The 19,614-nt window shown below is 38.4% G+C and carries 15 protein-coding genes, 1 other RNA gene and 2 pseudogenes; 10 read left to right on the top strand and 8 right to left on the bottom strand.

Annotation, left to right across the window (positions count from 1 at the left end; translation table 11 throughout):
- Position 1: 1 nt before the first annotated feature.
- Both ESZ39_RS07840 and ESZ39_RS07835 read left to right on the top strand, forming a co-directional pair.
- Positions 2-1,666, top strand: a complete 1,665-nt coding sequence (locus ESZ39_RS07840; RefSeq protein WP_146879353.1) for a CheR family methyltransferase — start codon at positions 2-4, stop codon at positions 1,664-1,666.
- 842 nt (positions 1,667-2,508) lie between these two features.
- Positions 2,509-4,233, top strand: a complete 1,725-nt coding sequence (locus ESZ39_RS07835) for an OFA family MFS transporter (protein WP_146879352.1) — start codon at positions 2,509-2,511, stop codon at positions 4,231-4,233.
- A 96-nt stretch (positions 4,234-4,329) separates the two neighbouring features.
- On the opposite strand, the gene ESZ39_RS07830 is transcribed toward ESZ39_RS07835, so the two are convergent.
- Entirely contained in the window at positions 4,330-5,418 is a 1,089-nt protein-coding gene (locus tag ESZ39_RS07830; RefSeq protein WP_146879351.1) for a substrate-binding domain-containing protein, read from the bottom strand.
- Positions 5,419-5,719: 301 nt separating this feature from the next.
- Between ESZ39_RS07830 and ESZ39_RS07825 the strand changes: the two genes are divergently transcribed.
- Genes ESZ39_RS07825 through ESZ39_RS07805 form a run of 5 tightly spaced genes read left to right on the top strand, consistent with a single transcriptional unit; the run spans position 5,720 to position 11,737 of the window.
- Positions 5,720-6,202: a formate dehydrogenase subunit gamma gene (locus ESZ39_RS07825; protein WP_146879350.1), complete on the top strand. Its 483-nt coding sequence runs from the start codon at positions 5,720-5,722 to the stop codon at positions 6,200-6,202.
- An 8-nt stretch (positions 6,203-6,210) separates the two neighbouring features.
- Complete coding sequence (locus tag ESZ39_RS07820) at positions 6,211-7,782, top strand: formate dehydrogenase beta subunit (protein ID WP_146879349.1); 1,572 nt, start codon at positions 6,211-6,213, stop codon at positions 7,780-7,782.
- Positions 7,775-10,678 carry a formate dehydrogenase subunit alpha gene (gene fdhF / locus ESZ39_RS07815; protein WP_146879348.1) on the top strand — a complete coding sequence of 968 codons (2,904 nt, stop codon included), beginning with the start codon at positions 7,775-7,777 and terminating at the stop codon, positions 10,676-10,678. Before ESZ39_RS07820 ends, fdhF begins: the two co-directional genes overlap by 8 nt.
- A 2-nt stretch (positions 10,679-10,680) precedes the next feature.
- The gene (fdhD, locus tag ESZ39_RS07810) at positions 10,681-11,499 is read left to right on the top strand and encodes a formate dehydrogenase accessory sulfurtransferase FdhD (protein ID WP_146879347.1); all 819 of its coding nucleotides are present in this window, start codon (positions 10,681-10,683) and stop codon (positions 11,497-11,499) included.
- A 22-nt stretch (positions 11,500-11,521) separates the two neighbouring features.
- Positions 11,522-11,737 carry a formate dehydrogenase subunit delta gene (locus tag ESZ39_RS07805; protein ID WP_146879346.1) on the top strand — a complete coding sequence of 72 codons (216 nt, stop codon included), beginning with the start codon at positions 11,522-11,524 and terminating at the stop codon, positions 11,735-11,737.
- Between the two features lie 532 nt (positions 11,738-12,269).
- Here the strand turns inward: ESZ39_RS07805 and ESZ39_RS07800 are convergent.
- Both ESZ39_RS07800 and ESZ39_RS07795 read right to left on the bottom strand, forming a co-directional pair.
- A complete protein-coding gene (locus ESZ39_RS07800) occupies positions 12,270-13,616 on the bottom strand; it encodes an ABC1 kinase family protein (protein ID WP_146879345.1) in 1,347 nt (448 codons plus the stop codon).
- 863 nt (positions 13,617-14,479) lie between these two features.
- Entirely contained in the window at positions 14,480-14,860 is a 381-nt protein-coding gene (locus ESZ39_RS07795; RefSeq protein ID WP_146879344.1) for a hypothetical protein, read from the bottom strand.
- 174 nt (positions 14,861-15,034) lie between these two features.
- On the opposite strand from ESZ39_RS07795, the gene ESZ39_RS07790 reads away from it, so the two are divergent.
- The gene (locus ESZ39_RS07790) at positions 15,035-15,286 is read left to right on the top strand and encodes a type II toxin-antitoxin system Phd/YefM family antitoxin (protein ID WP_146879343.1); all 252 of its coding nucleotides are present in this window, start codon (positions 15,035-15,037) and stop codon (positions 15,284-15,286) included.
- Positions 15,283-15,544, top strand: a pseudogene (locus ESZ39_RS07785) (Txe/YoeB family addiction module toxin). The gene ESZ39_RS07790 and the pseudogene ESZ39_RS07785 overlap by 4 nt, the downstream one beginning before the upstream one ends.
- 103 nt (positions 15,545-15,647) lie before the next feature.
- Here ESZ39_RS07785 and ESZ39_RS07780 read toward each other — a convergent pair.
- The 5 genes and pseudogenes from ESZ39_RS07780 to rnpB form a co-directional block, all read right to left on the bottom strand.
- Positions 15,648-15,842, bottom strand: a pseudogene (locus ESZ39_RS07780) (type II toxin-antitoxin system RelE/ParE family toxin); the annotation flags it as partial.
- 16 nt (positions 15,843-15,858) lie between these two features.
- The gene (locus ESZ39_RS07775; RefSeq protein ID WP_191321724.1) at positions 15,859-16,371 is read right to left on the bottom strand and encodes a thioredoxin family protein; all 513 of its coding nucleotides are present in this window, start codon (positions 16,369-16,371) and stop codon (positions 15,859-15,861) included.
- Between the two features lie 921 nt (positions 16,372-17,292).
- Positions 17,293-17,646, bottom strand: coding sequence for a hypothetical protein (locus ESZ39_RS07770; RefSeq protein ID WP_223270289.1), 354 nt, complete (start codon positions 17,644-17,646; stop codon positions 17,293-17,295).
- A 145-nt stretch (positions 17,647-17,791) separates the two neighbouring features.
- A complete protein-coding gene (locus ESZ39_RS07765; protein ID WP_146879341.1) occupies positions 17,792-18,070 on the bottom strand; it encodes a peptidylprolyl isomerase in 279 nt (92 codons plus the stop codon).
- 351 nt (positions 18,071-18,421) lie between these two features.
- Positions 18,422-18,857: RNase P RNA component class A (gene rnpB, locus ESZ39_RS07760), an RNA gene on the bottom strand.
- A gap of 99 nt (positions 18,858-18,956) precedes the next feature.
- Here rnpB and ESZ39_RS07755 point away from each other — a divergent pair.
- Positions 18,957-19,610, top strand: a complete 654-nt coding sequence (locus ESZ39_RS07755) for a glutathione S-transferase family protein (protein ID WP_146879340.1) — start codon at positions 18,957-18,959, stop codon at positions 19,608-19,610.
- The last annotated feature ends 4 nt before the right edge of the window (positions 19,611-19,614 follow it).

The raw sequence follows: 19,614 nt of genomic DNA, 5'->3' as shown, positions 1-19,614 counted from the left end.
TATGTTACATATTGCCTTAAAAAATAATATAAAAAAAATACTGATTGAAGACACTATTGACGTTTCAGATACAGTCGTGTTGAAAAGAGAGTTATCCTTAAATTTAGAAAACATTACCTATGAGGTAAGTTTTATATCTATTGATTCAATACCCTATTGGCTAGTAAAATTATTTTTGAAAATGAAAAATCAGATCACTATTGAAACTACCCATAGTGCTTTATGGGGGTATTTATCAAAATTAGGCATAAAAAACAGTTTAAAAAACAATCACTACGAGGTCGATGTCTCTATAACTAAACCGCCGGTTAAGGCAATAGTTTTTGGTGGCAGTGCCGGCAGTATTGAGAAGACATTAGAACTTATAAAACAGCTACCCTATGTGGATATCGCTATTTTTATTGTCTTGCATCTTAGTCCAGATAAAAAAAGTCTTTTAGTCTCAATTGTACAAAATGTGACGCAATATAAAGTGCAAGAAGCGGTTCACAATACTCAGGTAAAAACTAATTGTATCTACATTGCCCCACCAAATTATCATTTAACCATTATAGATAATTACATGTACTTAGATAGTACGCCTCATGTCAGCTATTCAAGACCCTCTATAACGACGACATTTAAGTCTTTGGCGTATGAGTATCAAAGTGCTTTAGTTGCCGTACTTTTGTGTGGCTATGGCAGTGATGGCACACAGAGCATTGTGGATTTAAAACAAAATAATAGTGAAGTTATTATACTTGATCCTCAAGAATGTGAAGCTACTGCTATGCTTGAAAATGCTATCGAAACGAATAATCATAGCAAAATATTAACATCTCAAGAGATAGCAACATATCTTAAATCACTGTTAAGTGCTGAGGTTGACTTAGCCGATGAGCTTGAAATTTTTTTAAAAAACATAAAACTCACTTATGGGTATGACTTTATCAATTACGATAGAGGCTCTTTAAGTAGAAGAATAGAATTAACCATGAAACAAAGCATGATAAGTAGCTTTAGCGAATTTAAAAAAACAGTTTTTAATGATGAAAGCTTATTTGCAAAACTGCTTAGCTCTTTTTCAATAAATGTCACCACTTTCTTTAGAAATCCCGAAGTTTTTAAAACCTTAAGAGAAGATGTTATTCCCTACCTGGAGACTTTTCCATCAATAAGAGTCTGGTGTGCCGGTTGCTCTCGTGGTGACGAACCTTATAGTATCGCCATCATGTTAGATGAACTGGGTTTATTAGATAAAAGTTTAGTGTATGCGACTGACTTTAATCCCCGTGTGTTAAAAGAAGCGGGCAATGGTTTATTTTCTAGAGAAGATTTTACTGATTTTGAAGCAAATTATATAAAAAGTATGGGTAAAAAACCGTTACGAAATTGGTTTGAGTTTGAAGGAAAGGTTGTTGAAATAAAAGAACATATCAAAAAGAAAGTGCTTTTTTTCCAGCATAATTTAGTGACTGATGATTCTATTAATGAGTTTCATTTAATTTTTTGTCGAAATGTGCTTATCTATTTTAATCGCAGCTTACAAAAAACCGTGTTTAAGACTATCAATGATTCACTGTTTAAAGGTGGCTTTTTAGTGCTTGGAGAAAGTGAAAAACTACCTGAAGAATATGATTATAAAATAATAGACAAAAAAATATATAGAAAAGGATTGGTGACCTAAGCGCACCATTAAACTGTGCGCTTAGTTATAATCGCTACTCTTGAACTAAAGTAACATTTTATTTTTTGATAGAACCGGTATCCCAAAATGGACGATGCCAGTAAGAAACTAGCAATCAGCTCTAAGCTTATTTATGATTGAGGATCGTTCAAAGGACTTTTTTTAAAACAGTCCACTACATAAAATCTGTTATAGGCTCAATTAAGCCTGTTGTTATTTTCTGGCTGATTAATATGGATAAATGATGACATTACTCTTTATCGATACTTCTCAATAGTTGATTTAAAATCTAATCTGTTGCAACTGACGAGGCTTTGATAGGTTGCCACATCGGAAAGTATCATTAATCCAAAAATAGGCCATGAACCACACTTAGTTGATTGAGCGCTACTCATTTACTATTTTTCATTTAATGTAATTTTTTGATTTAAACCAGCAAAAATCATCACTGAATATGAATATTGATTCATATTTTAATGCCAATACTCCAGTGCTATAGTTTTCTGGTAATAAAAAACCAATATATGCAATTTAATTCATATACTTGTGTTAATAAAAGCAAGGTAGTTAAATTGATTGTCAAAAAAAGATATAAAAACTTTAGTTGTTTTTAACTCTAAGGCTTTTATAAAAACATACATTCAGCTTAATTATTCTCTTTTTTTATACTTGGTACAGCTTAGCTGTGAATAATTTAGAACAAAGAATAACGGTAAAGCATTGTATGTTTTATGCTCAAAAAAAATTTTGAACATCAATAGCTGCTGTCATTACCATTCATCGTGTTCTAGTTGTACGTGTATAAATATTTATATCAAGCTGTAGCTACAAGGTATTAAATAATGTCAAATAAAAGTGGGGGCTTTTTCTCTTTCTTAATGAAAGATAAAATAATTGCTAAATCGGGGTTTAATCGCTGGCTAGTCCCACCAGCATCTATTGCAATTCATTTATGTATTGGCTCTGTTTACGCATGGAGTATTTTTAACCCTGCGCTTATTAAAGAATTAGGGGTAGTGACGAGTTCATCTGGAGATTGGTCTTTAAGTAACGTTGTTTGGATATTTTCTGTTGCTATTGTTTTTCTTGGCTTATCTGCCGCAGTCGCTGGAAAATGGCTAGAAAAAGTCGGTCCTCGCTGTGTTGGTGTTGCTGCCGCATTTCTTTGGGGTGGCGGTTTTATTATCGGTAGTATTGGTATATCAACCCATCAATTATGGCTTGTTTACCTAGGTTATGGTGCACTTGGGGGCTGTGGTCTAGGTTTAGGCTATGTTTCACCTGTCTCCACTTTACTGCGTTGGTTCCCTGATAAACGCGGTATGGCTACGGGTATGGCCATTATGGGATTTGGTGGCGGTGCGATGATCGGTGCTCCACTTATTGCTGCTTTGTTAAAATTCCATGCTGTTGCTCCTACTTATTTAGGTACAGAAGGTGCGGTAAAATTAATAACTGAAGCGGGTAAACGTTTTGCAGAAACAGCTTCTGGTACAGTAGAAGTTATTGTTGCAACCGCTGGTGAAGCCGCAAGTATGGCTTTTCCTGGTGATGCAGGGGTTTATATTGTAGGTACGGGTGATACCGGTGCGGCAGGAACATTTTTAACCTTAGGTATTGTTTACTTTATTGTCATGATTGTCGCTTCTTTTGCGTATCGTGTCCCTGCTGAAGGATGGACGCCCGAAGGTTGGACTCCACCTGAAAAAGATTTTTCAGCAGAAAGTTTGATCACTCATAATGATGTTCATATTGACCAAGCCATGAAAACGCCTCAATTTTGGAAATTATGGGTTGTTCTTTGTTTCAACGTAACGGCAGGTATTGGTGTTATTGGTGTAGCTAAAACCATGATGGTTGATATTTTTGGTTCGACCCTACCTGATGTAGCTACCGCCGCCTTTGCGGGTACTTACGTATTGATGATTTCGGTATTTAATATGTGTGGTAGATTCTTCTGGGCTTCAATTTCTGACTTTATTGGTAGAAAAAACACTTACCACTTTTTCTTTGTGTTAGGAACGCTACTTTATTTATCAATACCTTACGCTGCATCTCAAGTAAGTGCAGATCCATCAACGGTTTGGTTACTTATGTTCTACGGTGCCACAATGATTATATTCACTATGTATGGTGGCGGTTTTGCAACTATTCCAGCTTATCTAGCCGATATATTTGGTACCTTACATGTCGGTGGTATACATGGTCGCTTGTTAACAGCATGGGCAACCGCTGGTGTTTTAGGTCCGTTTGCTATTACGTATCTTAGAAATATGTCGGTTAATGACGCCATAACCGACTTAGTCGCAAAAATAGATCCTGCAGTATTCCAGGCTAAATTTGGCTCTGCCGTTAGTCAGTTAAATGAACTTGTGGCGGCAAAAACAGTTACGGTGAGTAAGTTAATGGAATTAGTGCCAGCAGGTACTATTGACCCAACACCAAGCCTATATAATACCACTATGTATACTATGGCCGCTTTGTTAGTTGTTGCTTTCTTTGCCAACTTAACCATTCGTCCTGTAGAGGCTAAGCACCATGTTGAAAATACACACCCTAAGGGTTAATACTTTTAACTTGTAAACTGCAATTTAAACCGCTTTAAATTTATTTAAAGCGGTTTTATTTTTATCATGACCATCAAGGTAACAAGCGCTTTAAAATTAAACCTGCCAGGGTAACATATCTTCTAAATCCACAATATCACCACAAGCAATAGACTCATAACCCGCTAACTTTGATACCTCCTCATGAAACTTATCACTTTTTATCTCCGCAATTAAACGCTGTACAGATGGTTCTTTCAGGGTCTTGTGATGACAAACTAACACATAATGTTCAGTAGTTAATGGGATGAAATTCAAACCAAATTGACGAGCTGCAGTTTCAATACCAATACCAACATCAGCCATACCTGAAGCTACATAAGCGGCAACGGCAGAATGTGTAAATTCAAATTTATCAAAACCAATCACTTTTTTAGCGTCCACAGATGATCTTGCCAGTAATTCATCTATTAATAAGCGTGTACCTGAATGTTTTTGCCGATTAATAAATGTAACCTCATCCTGCATTAAGTCTGAAATTTTAGTGATATTTTTAGGGTTATCTTTTTTAACAATCAAGCCTTGTTTACGGGTCACAAACCGAATGACTTTATAGGTATTAGCTTTAAAATATTTATTATAAATATCAATTAAGCTTTGGCTAACAATATCAGTGGGTAAGTGAAATGCGGCAATATTACATTCACCTTTACTTAACGCATTAAATGACTCTTCATAGCTTTTATATTGCAAATCTAATTTAAATTTATTGGTAAAATCAGGCAGCAAAGCCACAGCATAACCATAACTTGCAGCAATTTTTAGCAGAGGGTCTTTCACCATTAAGTGTTTTTGTATTTCTAAATTTAATTCTGACGCTATGCTAATTAACTGAGGTTCAAATCTTGCCTGAGCTCTTTGTTCAGCCCAAAGTAGCTTTTCACCTAACGGCGTTAAAAGTGCCCCTTTGCCTTTTTTTAGTTCGACTAAGTCAGAGCCAAAAAAGTCAGTCCATTTTTTTAGTACATTCCAGACATGACGATACGACATACCTAGTTTTGTTGCCGCTACCGTCAACTTGCCATCATTGTGTACCGCATTAAGCAAGACAAAAAGTCTAGGGTCTACATACTCACCCTGCTCATCATAAAATGACCATGCGGGCTTAATTTGAATTCTCTTTGCCAATGCTGTTTTATTAGTCATTTTTTCACCTGTATATTATTGTTAGTTATATTGTTAGTTATATTGTTAGTTATATTTTTTGTTGTGTATTTTGTCTGTTCTAGTAACTGATAATACTTAAAGCTGTTGACCGATAAATTTTATATTTAACTGCCAAACCTTGTCTTTAAAGCCATCCAAAAAATCACTTATTTATGAATAAAAGTTCATATTCTTATACTAAAGCAATGCTGCTATAGTCAAGTAATAAAGAACTATAAAACAATAACAAATATGAAATTTGTTTCACATATATATTTTATAACAGGCCTTCGGAGTTAGTATGAAAATAGAATTTTCTTCCCCCTTATCAAATGTGGAAAACATCATTGATTCTTTAAAAAATAAAGAAGGCTCTCTGTTACCTATATTACATGCCATTCAAAAAGAAGTGGGCTATATAGCTCCTAAAGCGATTGAGCGAATAGCGACAAAGCTAAAACAAACGCCCGCAGAAATTCATGGTGTTATTAGTTTTTATCATCAATTTCGTACAACTCCTCCTGGTAAATATCAAATTAAAATTTGCCGTGCAGAGGCCTGCCAAGCTCGAGGGAGTCGAGCACTTGAAGCACACGCTAAAGATTTTTTAGCTATTGATTATCATCAAATGACGAGTGATAAAAAATTTAGCTTGGATAGTGTTTATTGTCTCGGTAACTGTGCAACTGGCCCTAACATTAGAATTAATGATGAGCTTTATGGTCGTATTTCTAATCAGAGATTTGACCAAATTCTTTCTAATGTCGACAGCGATTTAAAGTGAGATAGACCATGACAACAAAAATTTTTATTCCACGAGAAAGTACGGCTATTTCTTTAGGAGCACATCAAGTTGCTCAAGCATTTACCCACTATTTATCACAGCATGATCTTGACATAAAGGTCATAAGAAATGGCTCGCGTGGCTTATTTTGGTTAGAGCCTATGGTTGAAATAGAAACAGCACAAGGCCGTATGGCATATGGCCCTGTAGCACCCGCTGATGTTGCAAGTATTATGGAAGATATTAGCCAGAATATCCTCCATGAAAAGCCACAATGCCATGCGCTAGCCTTAGGCTTAACCGAAAACATTGCCTATCTAAAAAAACAAACTCGCCTTACATTTGCCCGTGCAGGTATTACTGATCCCGTCTCGCTTGATGATTACCTTGCCTTAGATGGCTTCAAAGGTTTACAAAAATCAATCGCGTTATCGACTCAAGAAATTGTCACCGCTGTTGTAGACTCTGGCCTTCGTGGCCGAGGTGGCGCTGCTTTTCCTACCGGTATAAAGTGGCAAACGGTAAGAGATGCTACTGCGGATAAAAAATATATTGTCTGTAATGCCGACGAAGGCGATTCAGGGACCTTTGCGGATAAATTAGTGATGGAATGTGATCCCTTCATGCTGATTGAAGGCATGATTATTGCCGGATTAGCGGTCGGTGCTGACCAAGGCTATATTTACTTACGCTCAGAATACCCTATTGCTGATGCAATATTACAACAAGCTATTGAGGTTGCTGGTGTAGCCGGTTATTTAGGTAATGACGTTTGTGGTAGTGGTAAAAGCTTTAATTTAGAAGTGAGATTAGGCGCAGAAGCTTATATTTGTGGCGAAGAAACCGCCCTATTAGAATCACTAGAAGGTAAAAGGGGCATGGTGCGCTTTAAGCCGCCACTACCGGCTTTAGAAGGATTATTTGGTAAACCCACCATTGTTAACAATGTACTCTCCCTAGCCGCTATTCCTTTTATCATGAGTGAAGGCAGTCACGCCTACCAACAATATGGCACAAATCGTTCACGAGGCACCTTACCTTTTCAACTTGCAGGTAATGTCAAACAAGGTGGATTAATTGAACTGCCGTTTGGCTCAAGCTTAAAAGATCTAATTGATGACTTTTCTGGTGGAACCGCCAGCAATCGGCCAATAAAAGCTATTCAAGTCGGTGGTCCATTAGGTGCTTATTTACCTAGCCATAAACTAGATATTTTGCTTGATTATGAAGCATTCTCTAAAGCCTCTGCTGTGTTAGGTCATGGCGGTATTGTCGTGTTTGATGACAGTGTTGATATGCTTGAACAAGCACGTTTTTCAATGGAATTTTGTGTAGTTGAATCTTGCGGAAAATGTACCCCCTGTAGAATTGGTTCAACGCGCGGTGTCGAAGTTATTGATCGTATAAAAAATGATGAGCGCCGCGCTGAAAATATGATTTTACTTAACGACCTTTGCGACACCATGATTGATGGCTCTTTATGTGCAATGGGCGGTATGACGCCAATACCGGTGCGCAGTGCTTTTACTGATTTTCCTCAAGACTTTTTTTTAACCACACAGGAGAACCACCATGATTAATTATTTTGATCCAGCCACTAATACCACGTCTAATAAACCCATCGATTTTAATAAAGATTATGGCACGCCTGCCAGTACCTCAACACAAACAGTGTGTCTTGAGATTGACGGGGTAAAAATAACCGTTGCTGCCGGTACTTCAGTGATGCGCGCGGCCGCAATAGCTGATATTAATATTCCTAAACTTTGTGCAACTGATAACATCGAAGCCTTTGGCTCATGTCGTTTATGTGCGGTACAAATTGAGGGTATGAGAGGCTATCCAACCGCTTGTACAACATCGGTTAAAGAAGGCATGATGGTGTCTACTGAGAATAATGACATTGCAAAATTACGACGCAATATCATGGAACTCTATATATCTGATCACCCACTTGACTGTTTAACTTGTTCAAGTAATGGTGACTGTGAATTACAAGATATGGCAGGAGCTGTTGGCTTACGTGAAGTACGTTATGGTTTTGATGGCGATAATCATCTTGATGCCAAAATTGATGACTCTAATCCTTATTTTACCTTCGAACCCAGTAAATGTATCACCTGCTCTCGTTGTGTTAGAGCCTGTGAAGAAGTTCAAGGCTCCTTTGCTTTAACGATTGAAGGTCGTGGTTTTGCTTCAAAGGTCAGTGCTGGCACCAGCGAAAATGACTTTTTATCCTCTGATTGTGTTTCTTGTGGCGCCTGTGTACAGGCTTGCCCGACGGCAACACTAATGGAAAAATCAGTGATTGATAAAGGGCAACCAGAGCACAGTATTATCACCACTTGTGCTTATTGTGGCGTTGGTTGTTCTTTTAAAGCTGAAATGAAAGGCGAAGAAGTTATACGCATGGTGCCCTACAAGGGCGGTAAAGCCAACCAAGGTCATTCTTGTGTAAAAGGCCGCTTTGCCTTTGGTTATGCGACTCATAAAGACCGCGTCACTGAACCTATGGTGCGCGACAGCATTGATGAAGAGTGGCGAGTCGTCGGTTGGGATGAAGCCTTAGAGTTTGCCGCCAATAAAATTAAAAACATTCAGGCTAAATATGGCCGTGAAAGTGTTGGCGGTATTACTTCATCTCGCTGCACCAATGAAGAAACCTATTTAGTACAAAAATTGATCCGCGCTGCTTTTGGTAATAATAATACCGACACCTGTGCCCGTGTTTGTCATTCGCCAACAGGTTATGGACTCAAAGCAACTATTGGTGAGTCTGCCGGCACACAAACCTTCGACTCAGTGATGCAATCTGATGTTGTTATGGTTATTGGCGCCAATCCAACTGACGCTCACCCAGTGTTTGCCTCGCAGTTACGTAAACGCTTACGCCAAGGTGCAGAGTTAATTGTTGTTGACCCTAGAACCATTGATTTACTTAATACCGCTCACATCAGTGCTAATCATCATCTGCCACTAAAACCTGGTACTAACGTTGCTATGATCAATGCCATAGCGCACGTCGTTATCAGTGAAGGCTTAGAGGACAAAAATTTCATTGAGCAGCGCACCGATGAATATAACGCATGGCGTGAATTTATTCTTGATGACATAAACTCACCCGAAGCAATGGCAGGTATTACCACCGTAAATGCTGAACAAGTCCGTATTGCTGCTCGTGCTTTTGCCAAGGCAAAAAATGGTGCCATTTATTATGGCTTAGGCGTTACCGAGCATAGCCAAGGTTCAACCATGGTTATGGGTATAGCAAACTTAGCATTAGCCACAGGTAATATCGGTCGTGAGGGCGTAGGCATTAATCCATTGCGTGGCCAGAATAATGTTCAAGGCTCTTGTGATATGGGTTCATTCCCACAGGAACTCCCTGGTTATCAGCATGTGAGTGATGATGTCTTGCGCGCTAAGTTTGAAAAAAGTTGGGGCGTAAGTTTAGATAACGAACCGGGCTTTCGTATTCCGAACATGTTTGATGCCGCCATTGAAGGTACGTTTAAAGCCATGTATGTACAAGGAGAAGACATTTTACAATCAGATCCTAATACCCAACATGTACAGGCGGCATTGTCATCATTAGAATGTTTGATTGTTCAGGACATTTTTTTAAATGAAACCGCGCTATATGCCCACGTATTTTTACCCGGCTCTTCATTTCTAGAAAAAGATGGTACCTTTACCAATGCAGAAAGACGCATAAATCGGGTGCGTAAAGTGATGAAGCCATTGGCAAAATTCGCCGATTGGGAAGTCACTCAAAAGCTGTCTAATGCTTTAGGTTACCCGATGAATTATCAACATCCTTCAGAAATAATGGATGAGATAGCCTCATTAGTACCTACCTTTAGTATGGTAAGTTATAAGAAATTGGACGAACAGGGCAGTATTCAGTGGCCTTGTAACGAAGAGTTTCCTGATGGTTCGCCCATCATGCATGTGGACAGCTTTCCCATTGGCAAAGGGCGTTTTGCCATTACGCCCTATCTTGCTAGTGAAGATCGCGCAAACAAGCGCTTTCCGTTATTATTAACCACGGGGCGAATACTCAGTCAATATAATGTCGGCGCACAAACACGACGTACCGCTAACCAAACTTGGCACCAAGAAGATTTGCTTGAAATACATCCTAATGATGCCGAAGAAAGAGGTATTAATGATGGTGACTGGTTAGGCATTAGCAGCCGCGCGGGTGATACGGTACTAAAAGCTAAAGTCAGTGAGCGTATGCAAAGCGGTGTGGTATTCACTACCTTCCATCACCCAATTAGTGGCGCCAACGTTATTACCACCGACAGTTCGGACTGGGCAACTAATTGCCCTGAATATAAAGTCACCGCTGTGCAAGTGGAAAAAGTCACTTCACCGTCAGCTTGGCAGACGCGTTATAAAAAATTCAGTGCACAACAAAAAGAGCACTTTAAACGTTCACCTAAAAAACAAAAAGCCACTATAGGAAGTTAAGTTTGACATTGGAAGACGAACCAAAATTGCAAGCGAGTTATTTAACACTACCTGTTCACTATTGGCAGCAAAGTAGTGGGCAAGAGCAAGAAAAACTTGACTGTATCGCAGAAGAAGTGCCTATTGCCATGGTTTATAATGGCATTTCTCACGCGGTTATGATGGCCTCACCAGCCAATTTACATGAGTTTTCTTTAGGCTTTAGTTTGTCTGAAGGCATTATTAATAATGCCGCTGAAATGTATGATATTGAGCTGGTAGCCAGTGAAAAAGGCATAGAAGTACGTATTGAGATTAGCTCTGAACGTATGATGTCTTTAAAATCACACCGACGTAACCTTACTGGCCGCACCGGCTGTGGTTTATGTGGTAGTGAATCACTGGAGACAGCGATTCGGCCAATTAAGGATGTAACGCCACAAGCGCTACCCTCATCCCAAGTCATTCAATATGCACTGTCACAGTTAAGTGAGCATCAAAAATTACAAGCATTAACCGGTGCAGTGCATGGTGCAGCATGGTGTGACGGTACTGGCAAGATTACCCTCTTGTGTGAAGATGTCGGTCGGCACAATGCTTTAGACAAATTAATTGGCAGCTTAGCGCTGCGTAACATCAACACCCAAAGCGGCTTTGTTGTCATTTCAAGCAGAGCAAGTTATGAGATGGTACAAAAAGTAACTAGCGTTAATATCGCCACATTAGTCGCGGTTTCAGCGCCCACTAGGTTAGCAATAACCCTGGCAAACCAAGCTAAACTTAATTTAATTGGCTTTGCTCGCCCTGGTCGACATACTTTCTATACCAAATTCGATAAATAAATAAATAAATAGGAAAATAGTGATGAGTAGTTCTCAAATTGACAATCTAGTTAGTATGCTCAACCAAATTGCTAATAATAATAATTACAAAAAAACTGACGAAGAAACGGCTAAAATAGTTGCTAATCACGTAAAGAAATTTTGGGCACGTTCAATGAAAGCAAACATAACAAAGTATGCTGATAGCGATGGTTCACAATTATCCCCCACCATAAAACTAGCATTAGCCCAATTGTAAAAGTCGGATTATCATGTTTATCTAAATACAGAGGTTTAGAGTTAGTTAGCTGATAATCGGCTTATCGTGTATGGGTAATGTTGCGAAATATTGTGTATAGATTTGATGACTAGTAATACCAAGTTGATTAATTACCTGCTCATTTTTAATGGTTAAAATGAATAACTACAGCGTTATAAAATTTATAAGTATAATAACTACTGACTAAATTTTATGCCTCGTATTTATCCATTTTTCCTCATGAAAAAGTAGATCACTTAATTAATCAAATTGGTATGAGTGCCCTGTTCGGGCATATATTGACCGTTTTTAATGAAGGCCTGTGGCTTAAGCTTCTGGCCTTTTTTCACACTCGATTGGGTGTTTTTATTACCAAACTTAAGTAGAGCACCGTGACACTTTTAAGCCTAAATGTGTCGACATATTTAGGACTAAAATAGTTGAGCTGACTTATGTGTTAGCTCAACAAAAGATGAATAATTTAAAAGCATTTAAAAAGCGTCAGGTTCCGTTTTGAACAGCCAACTTTGTGTCATGTTTCATCGTTCGGTTGCTTTGCACTTGCCATTAAGTAAGGAGCAAGTGCACCTTTAAAATCCAGTGTTGCACCTAACTTATTGGCTAGCAATATCATGCCTGTCACTTTACGATTCACTAATGCAACCTCAAATATAGGAGATGCTGCGGCTGTTTTATCAGTAATTAAGGGCATAGTTACCTCTTGAATACGCTTAATGAGCTGTTGTTTTTTTAAGTTATAGCCCGTATCACTTTGCAAGCAATCACTAGCTTCAAAACACGCCTTTAGCACAGTATCGATAGCCACAGCACTCATATTATTGTCAACTAAACCAAGCGAATACAGGGCTGAACGCATGTCGTTAGTATTTTGGCGCTGCATAGCATCAGCCATAGCGAGATAATGCACTGAGGTCTGCTGAGAAATCTGCCGGCAAGCGCCGAAATCGAGTAACACTATTTTTTGTGTATCGCTTTGATACAAAAAATTGGCAAAGTTGGGGTCACTTTGCATGAGTTTATCGGTGAACAGCTCTTGGTAGGTTAAGTGCATTAACTGGCTACATACTCGATCGACAATATCAGTACTCATGGTACTAATATCAGTGATAGGAGAGCCTTCAATGTATTCCATCGCAAGTACATTTTGGTCAGTCAGCTCGTCAACGACAAAGGGCACAATAAAACGAGGGTCGTCGCACAGATTTGCCCGATAAGTCTTAAGAAATTCGGCCTCCTGCAAATAATTAGCTTCATTTTTAAGTTGTACTTTTGCTTCCGCGAGCAAGCTAGTCAAATCGATATGTTTAGGTAATACATTGCTCAGTTTTAGTAAACTCATGACGTTATCAATGTCACTGTCAATGCTTTCTCTTACGCCCGGGTATTGGACTTTAATCGCCAGCTGACGACCATCTTTTAGTGTTGCTCTGTGAACCTGACCTATGCTTGCCGACGCAATAGGGGCAAATGAAAAATAACTAAATTGTTGATGCCAATCTTTTGACCAAGACGCTTCTAGGGTTTTGAGTAATTGCGCCTTAGGCATGGGGTCAGCTTCTTGGCGCAGCCGTGAAAGAATGGGTTCCCATTCAACCGGCAGTAATTCACCTGCATCCATGGAGAGTAGTTGACCCAGTTTCATGGCTGCGCCGCGCATATGTGCTAGACGCTTGGTGATAGATACAGCATTGTCGATATTAAGTAAGGACTGAGTTAATGATGGCCGCTGACCACTGAGCATTTGTTTTGTAGCGCCTTTAACAATATTGCCGGCCACAGCTGAGGCCAAACCACCAAGTTTAGCGAAGCGAGCAATTCTTCCGGACGGTACTTTCCGCTCGTTGCGTTTTTCTGTCATAGTAAAATTGCTTTGTTGGGCATGTTAACTTTTCTACCTTTGTGGTGTTTAATGCAACCTCCCTGGTATTTACAGCGAGGGGGGCGATAAGATTAACAAAAAACATTAGCAAAATTAAGCCAGCAACCAGTAATATTAAAATCAAAAAAGACTGGCTGCCAATTTGTTCTATATGCAAAATTTATTTGCCAGATATTACTGTGTTTAGACCCATATACCCGCGCCACTTCAAGGTACAGGTATAAATAACGCCGTAGTGGGTTATTTTAACCAGGTGAAGTGATCAGGAAATTAGTGAAATTGGTATTATACCAATCTAATCGACTATGTCTCAAGTATGTCTCAAGTAAGTGTTTACCGACAAAAAAGCCTCAATATTGCTATCGAGGCTGATTGTAAAATAGTTAAGCTGACGCATAAACCAGATTTTATAATAATTTTTAATTTATCGATTTACAGGCTTTTCATTCATAACGTCTTAAATTTTTCATCTCAGATATCGAAAATCAGGTTATCTTTAGGTCTGCTAATCACTAGAAGCTAACATTAGGTTTAATTCCTGTAATGGCGACTGTAAGCAATTTTCTGTCGTTATCAGTATTAGAATATGAAACACCAGCAGAGAAATTTAACCTGTATTGCATCCACTGGTTGAATTCAAGGCTCATAGCTGCCGTTGATATTAAATTTCTAAACGGCAGCTTTTGCCATATTCGAGACATTAACAAATATATTGTAAGCAATACATTGGATTAGATTTTTATTGATAACGCCTCATTAAGAGACAAATAATAGTTGCTGAAAATAGCGACGAAGGAGCAAATAGCCAACTGTTACTTTTTCCTTTTAAGTGACTTATATTTTTAATGCACCACCTCACCACTGAATCTATCACGGCCTTTCCAATAGTTGCATTCAGGGCAATAACCATCTTCAGGATAATCAATTCCTTCTTCATGAGGGCAGCCTATTATCTCCTGTATCATACTAACGGATTTCACTCTGTTTTCATCAATGAAACGTAATATTTCACTGATAACCTGTTCTGATTTTCTTAAGTCCGATGAAGAAAACCACTTTTTCATTGGTTCAGCTTCTGCATCTTCATGGCTTATTATTGCGCAAACGACTTTTGTTGCAAGATCATTGTTTGGGCCATAAAAAGCAATCGTTGCTATTGGATAACCTTTATCACCTTTACGAACCTTCTTGGTTAGTAATTTCTTATTGTTGCCTTGAGCCATTCGGATACTCCAACATTAAAAAAAATATAACGCCTCACTAAGAGACAAATAACAGTGGGTTAAAATAAGCGACGAAGGAGCAAAAACCAACTGTTATTTGTCCTTTTGAGTAACTTATATGCCGAGGCGCTACACCTGTACCAATAAACGTACATGAATACTTTGGAATTACACATGGATGCAATAAGTTATACAGCCGCTAGAGCAAATTTAGCAAGTACAATGGCGCATGTCTGTAATGATCACGCACCAATTATTATTACCCGTAAAAGTGAAGCTCCAGTAGTAATGCTGTCGTTAGAAGATTATAACGCCATGCAAGAAACTACTTATTTACTTAGATCTCCAGCAAATGCTAAAAGCCTTTTAAACTCTATTGCCGAACTTGAAGCAGGTAATGGCACTGACAGGGATCTTATTGAATGAAATTAACATTTGCAAAAAAAGCTTGGGAACAGTATCTCTATTGGCAAACCACTGACAAAAAAATACTGAAACGTATTAATACCAGAGCCTTTGAAGCACGGATTATCAGGGTATTGGTCTCGAAGAATAAACGATGAACAGAGACTCGTTTATAAATACCAAGATAGCACTATTCTAATTGCACAACTCCGATACTATTACGGCATATATCGCCCTGTTAATCGGCAAAAATTAGTTAGCTATAATGTTGAGGAATGAAAACAGCCAACTGATTTTTATTCTATTAAATAGCTTATAGCGCAATATCACCTGAACCCAACAGCTGACGACTATTTCATAATATTAAAATTTTAATCTCATTTTAAATTTTATAGACAATACGATAGCTAGCAAATATTATTTCTCGGTAACTTGAACCTAATAACACAGGAACCGCACAGCCCATTTCAGGTTGAGATCCAAGTAAATCTGTTTGATTAAATACATCATTCACCCATTTATCAGCGGCAGATGGCTTATCAAGAGCAATAAATTTAGCTGCTGTTATTTTCCGTTTAAAGCGCTTGCTAGCACTATTTTTGTCCGATTAGCTCCATCAGCTGACGTTTTGTTAATGAGCCACTTTTTCTAATTATTTCATCACCATTTTTAAATACTATAACAGTAGGTAAGCTTCTTACTGCGTATAACTTACTTAGCGTTGAGTTTAAGGACACATCAACTTTAACAACCACCACCCTTTCTGCATATTCTTGCGCTATGGTATTTATGGTATTGTTCATTAAAAGGCAAGGACCGCACCACTCCGCCCAAAAATCTACCAACACAGTAGCTTGTTCAGAAACTATTTTCTGAAGTTCATTATCAGCAGTTATATTAATGGGATCGCCTAAAGCTAACTCTCTTTTACTAAGTCTTTTAGATAGGGCGGATACAGGCCATTTACCAATTGCTATAAAATTAGTAATAATCAAGGCTACAAGCAAGACTATCCAACCTAATATCTTCAGAGGAAATAAGTAAATTGAAGATTTTTCAATAAAATCCTCAATGCTATTTAACTTACCTGTAATTTGATTTCCCAAACTCAACTGAAACTCCTTATAGTGCTAACAGCGTATTAATGCGCACTTCGGTTTAATACAAAATAAAATTCGAAATTAAGTGAGGAAAAACACACTTTTTTATTAATAATATTAGTACGTTATCAGCAATCCCCTCCCTTTTCAAACTTCACACTGCTTGTCGAAAGTGAGTATTGAGAAATGTGAGCCGTCGCATGGTACATCACATACGAATAGAACATAAAATATCCTTATAAAACAGTAAATTAAAAACAAAACCCTTCATATTCGTGTCATTTAAAAAATCACGTAACGTGCCATGTCCTTGTCTTGTTTTAGACTTAGTTCGCGCTGAATTAAAAACAAAAAATACAGTTTTAATATCTACTTTAGTGAAATAAAGTTAAAAAGTAATATTTATAACCACTGACTTGAGAAACCATTAATCACCTCTGAAATATGAATTTATTAATCAGAATATTAAGCTCTTCAAAAGCAGTATAGCCAGCAGTTTAGAGCAAGCCCTGAGTATTCGTTTATCAGCTTAGCAGTACCTACAACATTAAAAGCAAAACGGGAAACATTAAAAGTGTTTAGAGCTTGATATTCGTATAAAGCAGGCACATGATCTGAACCAGTTAAGTAGACCCTGTAACAAAATCTGTGTAATACCAATCCCATTAAGTTATTGCTCACTTGTACTAGTTAAAATAGCTCAATGCTGTGTTGCTCTCACTCCCAATAGCCCGCTATTGCTCAATCGAGCGCCTTACCTTGAGTTATTTTTCCTGCGCACAACAAGATCACAAACTTAATGGAACGGGTATAACTGCCTATTATTAATACCCATATAGGATTTAGGATAGGCAGACTATCAAAAGCTTGAAGCTGACGTCAGGGGTAACGAGTTTTTCGCTTTAGCTAAGCTTAGCTGCCATTAAACTACCTAAATTTCACAACGTTATCAGGCACAGATTGTTCCTTTCGTTTGATGCTAAACGCTGATCTATCTCCGTTATGAATATAAATAATACCTTCACCCTCAAAAGGGCTTAGAAACTCAATTTTTCCTCTACCACTAACATGCTTTGCATCATCAGTGCCTTCCCATGAAAATTCTAACTCGGGTATTCGTGTATTCACAACAATGTCCATATCACCTTCAACTGCACAAAAGGTAAATTGTCCTTGGTCATCTTCATTAAAGTGAAAATAAGCTTCTTCAACTAAATCTACCATGTCTTGTGACCAAACTTCCATATCGATGATGCGCCACTTACCAACAAATTCATTCATTATTAATCCTTAAAGTGTAGATGCAAAAAAGTCCCAACTTGTTAGAGTCAGTGCTTTAAGATTAGATAACCGCGGTTAGCCTTGAACTGCCATGTCTTGTGAAAGATATTTTGAAAAGAGTCTGTACTCAAAAAATTGTTGTAAATTACGTCCGGTACAGTACTTTAATGACATGCCAACCAAATTTAGTTTTAACGAGGTGAGGCTTTAATATTGCGCCATTAAAGGCTATTTTATCAAACTGCGGTACCATTTGACCTCGTTTAAACTCGCCTAAATCACCACCCTTTTTACCAGACGGACATGACGAATATTTTTTAGCTAACGTTTGAAACTTAGCGCCTTTACCTAACTGCTCAATAATACCTTCTGCTATTTCTTTGTGCTTAACCAATATGTGAAGTGCATGCGCTGTTGCTACCATAAAAAACCTTGTTAATGCCGTTTGATAACTAAAGCATAAGTGTACTAATAAATATTATCTTTTGGGATAGAAAAAGCCCAACTCTTTCAAATCAAGGCTTCATATGAAGATATCGCAGGAAAAACGACCAAATATAAGGCATTTATTTTAATAACTCGTTGTGATAATTATTAAATAAATAAACAATGCAGTAGTGGGCTATTTTAACCAAGTGAAGTGAAGTGAAGTGAAATGATCAGATCATTAATCAAATTGGTATTCGTTAAACTCTACCCATCTAATCAACTATCTATCAAATAAGTGTTCACCCACAAAAAAGCCTCGATATTGCTATCGAGGCTTATTGTAAAATAGTTGAGATGACGCATAAGCCGGGTTTTGTATCTCTTCCAAGGAAGAGTGACAATCATTCGTCTAGGCTATAAATCGCTCTATAGCTCAAGCAACCTACCCGGTTTCCACGCGAACCACGCTTATACTATGAGAACTTGCGTTAACATAGTCATGAAACCCTATTTGGTCTTGCTCCGGGTGGAGTTTACCCTGCAATTACTGTTACCAGCAATCCGGTGCGCTCTTACCGCACCCTTTCAGCCTTACCTGTGAAACTTTCGAAAAAGTAACCATCGGCGGTCTTCTCTCTGCTGCACTTGTCGTGGGCTCGCGCCCCCCAGGCGTTACCTGGCACCCTATTCATTGGAGCCCGGACTTTCCTCCCCTCTATCTGTTTACCGCTTATTAAAAATAAGTGATACAACGACAAAGCAGCGATTGTCTCGTCAACTCGGGGCGCATTCTACCCCATATATTCACTTAGGTCTAAATTAAATATCACGGGTATAAATCTGCTGTTATAGTAAGCTAAAAAATGACTTAGGCTTTATTTATGATTGAACTTTGGCACTGCCACAACACCCGCTCACTCCGTGTTTTGTGGGCTTTAAAAGAAATGCAGCTTGAATACACCTTACATACATTGGCATTCCCACCGCGTTTTTTAGACCAAGCTTATTTAAAGACTAACCCTTTAGGCACAGTACCTTTTCTTAAAGATGGTGATACCACGCTGACCGAATCAAGTGCAATGTTGTTATACCTAGCAGAGCGTTACCCTCAAACTCATTTGAATATAGCCATAACACACCCAGAATACGGTGCCTACCTGAATTGGCTATTTAGTAGTGATGCTACGCTGACATTTCCACAGACTCTAGTCTTGCGATACAGCCAGTTTGAAAAGCCTGAGCGCCAACAGCCCCAAGTAGTTAAAGACTATGCTATTTGGTATTTAGCGCGCTTAAAGCGCTTAAACATCCATTTAGAAAACCATCACTATTTGGTCGACAATCGCTTCACCATTGCCGACATTAGTGTCGGTTATGCGCTTTACTTAGGCGAACTGCTCGGGCTAGCCAAGCATTATCAGCCACAAACTCAAGCCTACTTACAAAAGCTTAAAAGCAGAGAGAGCTTTATAGCGGTAAAAGATATCGGCCAAAAAAATAGTAACTACACCATTCAGCCGATAGAGATAACCTAAACAG

The sequence above is a fragment of the Colwellia sp. C1TZA3 genome (genome assembly GCF_007954265.1).
GTDB lineage: Bacteria > Pseudomonadota > Gammaproteobacteria > Enterobacterales > Alteromonadaceae > Cognaticolwellia.
Note: the sequence above shows the minus strand (reverse complement) of the source record. Positions and strands in the feature narration are given on the sequence as shown.

Bases quoted from the DNA above. Each gene is read 5' to 3' on its own strand.
- ESZ39_RS07835 (WP_146879352.1), top strand. From the start codon at position 2,509: ATGTCAAATAAAAGTGGGGGCTTTTTCTCTTTCTTAATGAAAGATAAA.
- ESZ39_RS07755 (WP_146879340.1), top strand. From the start codon at position 18,957: ATGATTGAACTTTGGCACTGCCACAACACCCGCTCACTCCGTGTTTTG.
- ESZ39_RS07790 (WP_146879343.1), top strand. From the start codon at position 15,035: ATGGATGCAATAAGTTATACAGCCGCTAGAGCAAATTTAGCAAGTACA.
- ESZ39_RS07820 (WP_146879349.1), top strand. From the start codon at position 6,211: ATGACAACAAAAATTTTTATTCCACGAGAAAGTACGGCTATTTCTTTA.
- ESZ39_RS07800 (WP_146879345.1), bottom strand. From the start codon at position 13,616: ATGACAGAAAAACGCAACGAGCGGAAAGTACCGTCCGGAAGAATTGCT.
- ESZ39_RS07805 (WP_146879346.1), top strand. From the start codon at position 11,522: ATGAGTAGTTCTCAAATTGACAATCTAGTTAGTATGCTCAACCAAATT.
- ESZ39_RS07830 (WP_146879351.1), bottom strand. From the start codon at position 5,418: ATGACTAATAAAACAGCATTGGCAAAGAGAATTCAAATTAAGCCCGCA.
- ESZ39_RS07765 (WP_146879341.1), bottom strand. From the start codon at position 18,070: ATGGTAGCAACAGCGCATGCACTTCACATATTGGTTAAGCACAAAGAA.
- ESZ39_RS07840 (WP_146879353.1), top strand. From the start codon at position 2: ATGTTACATATTGCCTTAAAAAATAATATAAAAAAAATACTGATTGAA.
- ESZ39_RS07795 (WP_146879344.1), bottom strand. From the start codon at position 14,860: ATGGCTCAAGGCAACAATAAGAAATTACTAACCAAGAAGGTTCGTAAA.
- ESZ39_RS07770 (WP_223270289.1), bottom strand. From the start codon at position 17,646: ATGAATGAATTTGTTGGTAAGTGGCGCATCATCGATATGGAAGTTTGG.
- ESZ39_RS07825 (WP_146879350.1), top strand. From the start codon at position 5,720: ATGAAAATAGAATTTTCTTCCCCCTTATCAAATGTGGAAAACATCATT.
- fdhF (WP_146879348.1), top strand. From the start codon at position 7,775: ATGATTAATTATTTTGATCCAGCCACTAATACCACGTCTAATAAACCC.